General features: G+C 57.4%; 11 protein-coding genes. 7 read left to right on the top strand and 4 right to left on the bottom strand.

Annotation, left to right across the window (positions count from 1 at the left end):
- The 4 genes from NRG74_RS24400 to NRG74_RS24390 form a co-directional block, all read right to left on the bottom strand.
- On the bottom strand, positions 1-2008 hold a 2008-nt coding region (locus tag NRG74_RS24400), incomplete at its 3' end, for a type VI secretion protein (protein WP_257706805.1).
- Complete coding sequence (locus NRG74_RS24495) at positions 1995-2291, bottom strand: VirB3 family type IV secretion system protein (protein WP_074585191.1); 297 nt, start codon at positions 2289-2291, stop codon at positions 1995-1997. The genes NRG74_RS24400 and NRG74_RS24495, both read right to left, overlap by 14 nt.
- A 1-nt stretch (position 2292) precedes the next feature.
- Positions 2293-2754: a TrbC/VirB2 family protein gene (locus NRG74_RS24395; RefSeq protein WP_082900428.1), complete on the bottom strand. Its 462-nt coding sequence runs from the start codon at positions 2752-2754 to the stop codon at positions 2293-2295.
- A 16-nt stretch (positions 2755-2770) separates the two neighbouring features.
- Positions 2771-3046: a hypothetical protein gene (locus tag NRG74_RS24390; RefSeq protein ID WP_064308179.1), complete on the bottom strand. Its 276-nt coding sequence runs from the start codon at positions 3044-3046 to the stop codon at positions 2771-2773.
- Between the two features lie 723 nt (positions 3047-3769).
- On the opposite strand from NRG74_RS24390, the gene NRG74_RS24385 reads away from it, so the two are divergent.
- The 7 genes from NRG74_RS24385 (at position 3770) to NRG74_RS24355 (ending at position 9370) form a co-directional block, all read left to right on the top strand.
- Positions 3770-4537 (top strand): ParA family protein, encoded by a 768-nt coding sequence (locus NRG74_RS24385; RefSeq protein WP_064308178.1) that lies wholly within the window; start codon positions 3770-3772, stop codon positions 4535-4537.
- Positions 4538-4547: 10 nt separating this feature from the next.
- A complete protein-coding gene (locus NRG74_RS24380) occupies positions 4548-5492 on the top strand; it encodes a ParB/RepB/Spo0J family partition protein (protein ID WP_074585189.1) in 945 nt (314 codons plus the stop codon).
- Positions 5489-5839, top strand: a complete 351-nt coding sequence (locus NRG74_RS24375; protein ID WP_257706803.1) for a transcriptional regulator KorA — start codon at positions 5489-5491, stop codon at positions 5837-5839. Before NRG74_RS24380 ends, NRG74_RS24375 begins: the two co-directional genes overlap by 4 nt.
- Positions 5840-6001: 162 nt before the next feature.
- A complete protein-coding gene (locus tag NRG74_RS24370) occupies positions 6002-6637 on the top strand; it encodes a recombinase family protein (protein ID WP_257706802.1) in 636 nt (211 codons plus the stop codon).
- 454 nt (positions 6638-7091) lie between these two features.
- Positions 7092-7646, top strand: a complete 555-nt coding sequence (locus tag NRG74_RS24365) for a hypothetical protein (protein WP_074585187.1) — start codon at positions 7092-7094, stop codon at positions 7644-7646.
- A gap of 35 nt (positions 7647-7681) precedes the next feature.
- Entirely contained in the window at positions 7682-7939 is a 258-nt protein-coding gene (locus tag NRG74_RS24360; protein ID WP_074585186.1) for an antirestriction protein ArdR, read from the top strand.
- Between the two features lie 138 nt (positions 7940-8077).
- Positions 8078-9370 carry a DUF1173 domain-containing protein gene (locus NRG74_RS24355; RefSeq protein ID WP_257706801.1) on the top strand — a complete coding sequence of 431 codons (1293 nt, stop codon included), beginning with the start codon at positions 8078-8080 and terminating at the stop codon, positions 9368-9370.
- Positions 9371-9375: the final 5 nt, after the last annotated feature.

Genomic DNA, 9375 nt, shown 5'->3' with positions numbered 1-9375 from the left:
TCGCCCCTGTGACCCCTTTGGCCCCGTGCCAGATGGCCATCACGTCGGCCAGCTCGCCCTGACCGTAGGTCCACACCACATTGCGCAGACGGCGATCCTGCTCGGGCAGCAGATAGTTTTCCTCGACAGCGGTCTTGAACCGCTTGATGTCGTCGGCACTGGTCGGAGTGGTCGCGTAGCACTCACGCATCTGGACTTGCCAGTCCACCAGGTACGCTCGGTTTTCCGGGGTATCGGGCAGCTTGAGCGGGTTCCAGCGCATTTGGCCATGAGGTGACAGGGTGGTATGGATCCCGCCCATTGCCTTCATGAACACCTTGGCGCCGTAGCGGTTGTCGAACCAGAACACCAGCGGCTGTGCCTTATCTGCCTCGCTGATCAGGGCCGCTAGCAGGGTTGTCTTGCCTGACCCGGTATCGGCTGCCATTGCCGTGTGGCCGGCGACCATGCCTTCCATTTCGCGATGGAAATTGAAGTTGTACTGGGTATTGCTCTCGGTCTCGAACGCGGTGATCGCCGGTCCCCACAGGTTGCCATCACGACGACCGCGGGCGAAATTGTGCAGCGACGCGAACCCGGCGAAATTGGTGGATTTGATCTTGCCGCGACGACCGATGAGCGCTTCCTTCTGACCAGGCAGCTGGGACCAGAAGAACGTTTCCAGGGCGAACCACTCGCGGACCGGCTTCACCAGCATTTCCACGAAGCATCCTTCGACCAGGCCGACCGCGTGATCGAGGTTGCGGCGATTGATCTCGCGATTGGCCTCGGTGGTCATCGGCAGCGAATCGACATGCACGAAGATCGTCAGGTGGTGCGCGCCGTTGACGGCGTTTCCCCGACGCAGGTCGCTGATGCCTTGCTTGAGCTCCTTCTGATCGTCCTCGGAGATATTGTGCTTGTCGTCCACCGTCAGGCGCCGGGTTTCATCCATCATCCCCTGCTCCGACTCGATGCGGTTGATGAACGAGAACGACTGGGTAATGACGTACTCCACCGGCTGCTGCAGGAACTTGTCCAACATGCGGGAGGGCGTACGGCGGGGCCATTCACCCATGCTCAGTACGGCGCCAATCTTCGACGACGTGCTGCCGCGCACCTCGCACATATTGGCCAGCACCCGGAAATTGAGCCGAGCGTAGGGCAGCGCCTCATTGATCTTGAGATCAGTGACCGGCACGCGACGATCATCCAGGTTGATCAGGTAGTTGAAGAAGCTGCTCAGCTCGCAGAACTCTTCACCGAGGAAGTCATACACCGCCTCTGCGTCGTACTCTTCAAGATCGCCCAGCTCGGTCTTAAAGGTCGCCCACTTGAGCCTGTACCGCTGGACAGCTTGGAACGCGCTCTCGCGATCTATCAGCCCGTCGGTAGCTTGCGGGTGCCGTTGAATCTGCAGGCGACGAAGGCCGTAGTCGGACAGGCTACGCAGCACCAGGTTGGACGCCTTGTACAGCGCGTCGGCCATGGCCTCCATCGACTCGGCTTCTGTCTTGCTGGCTTCGGTGCCGGTCATCAGGGCGACGGCCCGGTCCATCAGACCAGGCATGCCGGCACGGAAACGCTTTCTCACCAGCGAGATATAGATGTCGTTGACGAAGAAGCCCCGGCTTTCATAGCGCTTGCGCAACCGCTGGTTGTACTGCTGCGCGAACCAGGTGCTGCCGACCCCATCGGGGAAGTCAGTGGTCTTCCGGCGAACGACATGCACATAGATCGTCATGTCGCTGCTGGCCACGGTACGCAGCACAGTATTGCGCTGATGCTCGAAGCGCTTGATTTGCTCAGCCGACAGGGAGTCGAACAGCAGGCCATCCACCTTGATGACCTGCACCAATGCTTCCTCGCTGGTCATTACGGTCTGGTCGTCGTAGTGAACGTCGTACGGGACCATTGCGCTGACCAGCAATTCGTCGTCATCCAGCGCAGCGCCCTCGGGTTGTTGTACGCCGAGCGACAGATCCATGTTTTTCGTCAGCTTTTTGAATGCGGTATCAACGAGGCGCATAACTGCGATACCCCCAAAGTTTGCGTAGCCGTGAAGCTCTCAAGTTGCTTGCCGCTTGCAATACACCGAATAGGTATACGTCTTTGCTACATATCCAGTAGGAAACGGCGAACAGTAATGGAATAAGCCCCAACGGATACAATGAGCGGATCAGTAATGAGCAAATTACTGGAGCGATCAGACTTATTAGGATGCTCGACAGAGTAAATGGGCCGACCATTGAAGGTCGGGCCATTGCCAGAACGAGCACTTCACCTTGTTCAAGGTCGTCGTTCTCGGCCATGTTATTTCAGCTGCGTTTGAGCGCCTTCCTTGATGGTGTCCACGAGGTTCGGCGCGAAGAAGACCAGGAACACGCCAGCGACGGCCCATCCGAATTGACCCCAGGACATGCGGCCCGACTTGGCCTGGAAGCCGCAGAACGCGATGGCTGCGATGCCCAGGTAGTAGCCGACGTCGAAGATCAGGAAGGATACGACGTCCTTCGCCAGCTTCTTGAGCCCGCTGAAATCCATGGCCGCGTTGGCGAATTCAGGAAAGAGCGCGAGGGAGAGGAACGAGCCCAGCACCGCGAACTTGGTGGCCTTGGCCACCCAGTCCTCACGCATCAGGGCTTTATGGGAGGGAGTCTTTTGAGCGAATACAGCTTTCAGGGTAGTTGCAGTTTTGGCCTTGAGCCAAGTACGCCAGTTTTGTTTATCGTTGTTACCTACGTTGCATTCAGCTTTGAGTTCAGAGCGTTGCATTTTACATCCTCTTTAGTCATGACGGGGCATCCCCGTACGTTACGATTACCGCTTTATTTTGGTTGTTGGGGCAGGTCTCTTTGACGAAATCAATCGCGGTTTCAACCATCTTGAAATGTCGAGTCTTTCCCTGCGTGGTAACTACCGTGAAAAGTTGCTCAGTGGATGGAATCTCAATAACGAGGATCCAATTGCGAGTCTTGGAGTCGAGCCAGGTCTCCTTTAGGTACACACGGTAGTCAGGCTGTGCTCGCACAAAAGTGGCGAGTTCTTTCTTGTCTAGGGTCTGCATCAGTGCCTCTGGGTAGCGGGTAGCTAAGAACAGGGCGGATAGTGCTGACCTCGACGGTTTCTTTCTAGATGCCACCTCGCATTTTCTTCCTCTTTGGGGTTTTGAATGGCGTTTTCCGTGTTTCGTGATTCAAAATAGGCTTTTCGTTTCATGAAATCAAGGTTTTGTTTTCTGAAATCGCGATTTTGTGCGAGAGAAGTCACATCGCCTTGGCTGGCTTTCTGTGAGCTGTGCTGCTAAATCGCCGTCTTGAATGGATTTTTCCGGTCCCTGATGAGGGTGGAAATCGCTCAAATGCCCGTGCTAGACGCATCGGTGCCAGATACTGAGGTGGCCAATTGATGGCGCCTCAATGTGGTGCGGATGGTGTTGAATGTAAGGAGTTGTGTCCGTGACTTAATAGACACTTTACGGCGGGCACTTTGATATCAGTCCGAATTTATGCCCGATCAGTCACAAAAAAGGCGCCGAATAGGCGCCTTGTGTGAAGTGCGGAGGTTGACCAGGAGCCGCCCCGGCCAACCCCCTAACCATTGATCTAGACACGCGCAAGGAAACTGGCCCACGGCTAAATCAATGGCATAGCCCGATTGTAGCAGCCCCAAAACAGGTTCTCGCATGCGAGAAAGTAAACCCCTAAAAGATATTGACTTAGGGGTTTACCAGTGAAAGGATAGTGCCACATCCACTCACTGCTCCATCGGAGATCACAGGAAGGGCACCATGAAACGCACCACTGTTGCGAACCAGAAAGGTGGCGTAGGCAAAACCACCCTTGAAGCCCACCTCGCCTGCTATGCGGCCGAGCAAGGCAAGCGCGTGCTAGTCGTCGATCTCGACGAAAGCGACCTTTCCCAGTTCTTCCCGCCTGTAGAGGAAGACGACGACTCGCCCTACCTGGTTGCGAGCCAGCTATTCAGCGACGATCACCAGCAGCTGGAGCCGCGACAGGTAGCCGAGAACATCTGGCTTATCGAGGCAGATGTCGCGCTGCTCGATGTCGATGACATGGACCTGGACGTGGTGACCAACCTCAGCAAGGCTCTGGATCGCTTCACTGACCAGTTCGATCTTTGCCTGATTGATACCCCTCCCAACCTGCAGCGCCGAATGATCGCGGCCCTGGCGGCGTCCGATTCGGTCGTGACCCCCTTCAACATCAGTGCCTTCACCCTGGCCCGCATGCCCAAGCTGATGGCGACAATCGAAACGGTCCGCGAACAGTACAACCCCGACCTGCGCTTCCTCGGTTTCATGCCGAACCTGATCAACAGCCGGTCCGCTGAGGAACTGGAGATCCTGCCCAGTCTTCGCGAGGAACACGGCGACGCCATGTTCAGCCAGCAGATCACCCACCGGCCTTGCATCAACAAGGCGCTGGCCAACGGCACCCCGGTCTGGTGGAAGGCGCGAAGTGGCAGTCAGCGTGCGGCGGGAAAGGAAATGAAAGAGGCCTGCGAGGCTGTACTCAGCAAGATCTACTCAGCGTGAGGACCGCATCATGACGGAGAAGAAAAACGCCTTTGGCCGAGCAGCCACCGCGACGGCCAAGAAACTATCGGACTTCCAGAAAAGACCGACCATCAACGACGGGTCCCGCATCGAGTCGATCAGCCCGGGCGAGATCGAGTGCGTAAAGCAGATTCGCCGCAAGGACAATCCGGGGTTTTCCGAAGAGTCCTTGAACGAGCTGGCCCAGGACATTCTCGAGAATGGGCAGATCGAGCCATGCGTGCTGCGGCCTCACCCGAATCCGGAGTCCGGTTTCAAATACCTGATGGTCGCCGGCGAACGTCGATATCGCGCTTGCATCATCGCGGGCGTGCTGGTCATGGCCGTGGTCAAAGACCTGACCGATGCACAGGCAAGACGTATCCAGCGTTCCGAGAATGTCCATAGTGAGAACCTGACTCAGCTCGACCTGGCCCTGGCACTCAAGGAGAGCAAGGACGAGCTGGGCACCTTGGAAAAGGTGGCTGCAGAATGGAACAAGGGCCTCAACTGGGTGGCCGAGCGCCTGGCCTATCTGGAGAACGTGAGTCGCGACGGTGCCAGCCGAGAAGCGGTAACGCGAGGCGTGACAGCTGACATATCGACGGTGAACGACATCGGTCGTCTTGAGCGCCTAGATCCGCAAGCTGCTGCAGACCTGATCAACCGTGCCGATGACAATCCGGATCTCAACCTGCGTCAGGAGGTCCGCACCACCCTGCGCGCTACCAAAGCCCTGCGCGTCCACAAAGCCGGGTCGAAAAAAACCGACACGAACCCTGCCTCCCCTGCCCCGGCCCCTCAAGCATTACTCGATGACGAGCTGGATAAGCTCCGTGAAAGCAAGTCGGTGCTGGAAGCCCAGGTGCAGACGCTGGAATCTGAGAATGCCTATCTCAAGGCCGAACTGGAGGCCGCTCGCCAGAAGCTGGCCGAAGTCTGGAAACCCGAATGAGTACCCGGCACGTTGACCAGGACATGCGGATACCGCGAGAGGAATTCGAACGGATCCGCAGCACTTCGAAGATGCACCCACGGAGCCTGGACGCGGCATTCGAGATACTGGTGGAAGGCAAGGGCCTTGTAGCGGTCGCCAATGCACATGGCCTGACAAAGCAAAGGGCCTTGGCGATTCGCGACAAGATCTATTCGGCCTATCTCACACAGACACCCGAAGGCTGGCGTACGGCCCAAATCTGTGGCCCTGTCGAAATGATCGACCGCTTCGTTCAGGAGGCCGAGGCAGAACGCCAGCGGTACTGGCAGAACCAGTCGATGACGCCGAAGGATCTCGACGAGTGAAAGCCCTCGGATTGATCAGCGTCGTTACCGCTTGACGTGTAACAATAGGGTATACATCAACTGATACGTGCGGTCCTCGATCCAGTCGAGCTAGCTGATTAGTTAATGTACACCCTATTTGATACAGTCATTCAGTAACACCCATATTGATACAGGCCCCTAATGTTTATCAGAGCCTACCTTCGAGCATCGACGGCGGATCAGGATGCTAGCCGCGCACGCGACCAGCTGGAGACGTTCGTCCAGGGGTTCGGCCTGGCCATCGCGGCCAGCTACATGGAAAACGTCAGCGGTACGCACGCGAATCGCCCCGAACTGATCCGGCTGCTGAAAGATGCCAGGCGCGGGGACGTGCTGCTGGTCGAGAGCATTGATCGGCTATCGAGGATGAGCGACCAGGACTGGAGGGAACTCAGATCAGCGATTGATCAGCGAGGTCTACGGATTGTCGCCATCGACCTGCCGACCAGCCACCAGGGCATCACCCTGCCCTCGGGCGATGAATTTACCGATCGGATGCTATCGGCCATCAACTACATGATGATCGACATGATGGCAGCGATTGCCAGGAAGGATTACCAGCAACGTCGCGAGCGGCAGGCCCAGGGCATCATCAAGGCAAAGGCTGCAGGGGTTTATCGCGGAAGGCCGGTTGATGAGGATCTTCGAAAACGGGTCCGTGAGCTGCTAGATGCGGGCTTGGGTATCCGTGCCACGGCAAGGCACGCTACCTGTTCGACAACGACGGTTATGCGTATACGCGATGAGCTTCCACAGAAGCCGGTCGGGGATTCCTGACTAGCGAAGGCGCAGCCGTAGTCTGTCAGGTATTCACGACTGGCCGCCGCCGGCAGGCGATTTTGCGGACCTGCTAGCCACGGCAAAAGCATCAGGGGTTAGGAGATCATAAGAGGGACGACTAGCGAACCCTTGAGCAATGCGGCCTGCAGGCCGGCACCTGGTTCATACCGTGAACCAACCTTCGCTCATGCTCTGTGAGCGACCGTCGCTCACTATCTATGACCTACCCCTCGCTCACGATCCGTGAGCTAGGTTAGCTCACCCCATGAGCTACCCCCACCATGAGCTACCCCTCGCTCATGGCTGAACGATATCGCGCAAACCTTGGAAGATATCGAGCAGGGATGAGCTATCTATCGCTCACAGGATGAGCTAGGCTAGTTCCATCCATGAACGATATCTGACAAATCTGCATGATATCGAACACGAAGCACAGCCAGCGGGAGTCTTCATGACTGACGACAAGAACGACATTCGCGCCCTGGCCCAGCCAGCTCAGCGCGGCACTTGGGTTCAGACCGAACGTGCCGGGCACGAAGCTTGGGCCGCGCTCACAGCTCAGGCACCCAGGGCTGCCCAGCTCATGCACATCCTGGTGCAGCACATGGACAAGCAAGGGGCTTTGATCATCAGCCAAGCGACATTGGCCAAGCTGATGGACACCTCTGTAGCCACCACGAAACGGGCGATCAGCGTACTGACCAAACACAACTGGGTCCAGACGATCAGTGTCGGTGGCCAACGTGGCGGGACACTGGCCTACGTGGTCAACAGTCGCATCGCCTGGGCCGACAAGCGCGACAATCTGCAGTATGCCCTTTTCAGCGCCCGGGTTCTGGTCTCGACCGAGGACCAGTCCGATCTTGGGACGGATAAGCTCAAGCAACTGCCCACCATGGACGACGGCGATATCCAACTTCCGTCAGGGCCTGGCGAAGAACCACCCGCCCAGGACTCATTCGACAACATGCTTCCGGACATGCCGTCGATTCCTCACAGCAGCTGATGCAGCCAGCTGCTATCACCTACCGGAGTCATCCAATGGGCTATTTACTGAGTACCGTGCGAGCGGTCGCCCGCACTTACCGCAGGACAAACCCTGAACGTCAGGGAGGCATCGTGCTTGTGTGGCAAGGCCAGGCCTATGGTTGGAAAGATTGCTTGCGCAACGCCAACCATGAGCAACCAGGGGCCTATGCAATCGATGAAGATGGCCATGTGTTCGTTGCCGAGGGCGGCAATGCCTACGACGGTGCGAAATGCTGGGTCGCGGTAACGGATCCAGGCACCTCGACGTAGCAATTTGTCAGGCCAGAAAAGGCGAAACCCGCTGCACGGCAATGCAAGCGGGTTTCTAGGGTTTTGCGAAGGAGCAAAATCCAGTTCTCATGCTACATCAGGTTCCCGCAGTTGCCCAGGGATACGGAGTTTTCACCAATGTCCGACAAATGCTATCCAGTGAGTATCGGCGAAGGCGCGAAGGTAGAACGCTACTCCGAGGCTTACCAGACGGCCCGCCAGAATGCTGCCAAGTGGAAGGCGGTACTGCAGAAGGCACACGGCAAAGATCTTGTACGCTGCCTGTGTCCAGGATCTGGCGACCGCCTGTTGGCCGTACGCTACAGGTCGGAAAAGGATTCCTATCACCTATCCCGCTATCCGCGTACAGGCGCAGAGCACGCGGTGAATTGCCAGTACTACGCGGAGGCGCCCGAACAGTCCGGGCTGGGAGCCTATAGCGTGGGCGTAGTAGAGGAAACCGACGACGGTAAGCTGAGGGTGAAGCTCACGCTGTCGCTACGGAAGAAGGAGCCTGTCGATGTCCAGCTGGTGGAGGTAGAGGCTCCGACGACTGCAAAATCCAGCACCTCGAAAACCTCGAAACCCGCCATGACATTGGGCGGGTTGCTGCATTTGCTCTGGACCGAAGCGAGGCTGAACCAGTGGGACCCCGACACGGGCAATCGCTGGATAGGACCCGTTCACGCCCGCTTGTTGCGTGCGGCGAAGCGAGTCGTTGTATCGCGCATGCGTATTGGCGATGCTTTGATTGTTGCGGGCACGCGGGGCGACCAGGAGACAGCAAATAGGGGCAAGGTGGAGAGCGCCGCCAAGAACAAGCGTCGCCTGATCGCTATCGGCCAGCTGGCCGAGCACTCTGCAGACATCGAGGAGGCCATGAGTCGCTGTATCAAGATCGATAGCGGCTGGGGCTTACCGTATCTGAACATCACCCCCGATTTATGGGATCAGGCCGTCCAGAGCTACCCGCTTGCGATGCTTGCATGGCGGAAGAAATGCCCTGTGGTCGCCATCATGCAGACAGACCAGCCTGAGAAGGACAGTAAGGGCCGTTATAAGACGCAAGTGCTCAACATCGCCTTGATGATCGTCTCGCAGGCATGGGTGCCGGTTGAGTCCGGGTACGAGTGGAAGATTGAGAAGCAGTTGCGTGAGCAAAGGCGAGCATTCGTGAAACCGATGCGATTCGATGCCGGTAAAGAGCTGGTTTTCCCCGATTTCTGGCTGACCGACGTAGGCAATGGCCGGCACGTTCCGATGGAGGTTTACGGCAGGAACGACCAGGACTACCTGGATCGAAAAGCCGAAAAGGCGACTTACTACGACGATCAGTACACCCCGACTGGGTGGTGGTATTGGGATGCCTATAGCGACCCCAAAGGAAAAGCTATTCCGCCGTTTCCACCTGCCAAGGCCCTCAGCGTGTAAGAATT

The sequence above is a fragment of the Pseudomonas oryzihabitans genome (assembly GCF_024652905.1).
In the GTDB taxonomy this organism is placed as follows: domain Bacteria; phylum Pseudomonadota; class Gammaproteobacteria; order Pseudomonadales; family Pseudomonadaceae; genus Chryseomonas; species Chryseomonas benzopyrenica.
The sequence above is the reverse complement of the archived record's forward strand: the minus strand, read 5'-3'. Positions and strand labels throughout refer to the sequence as shown.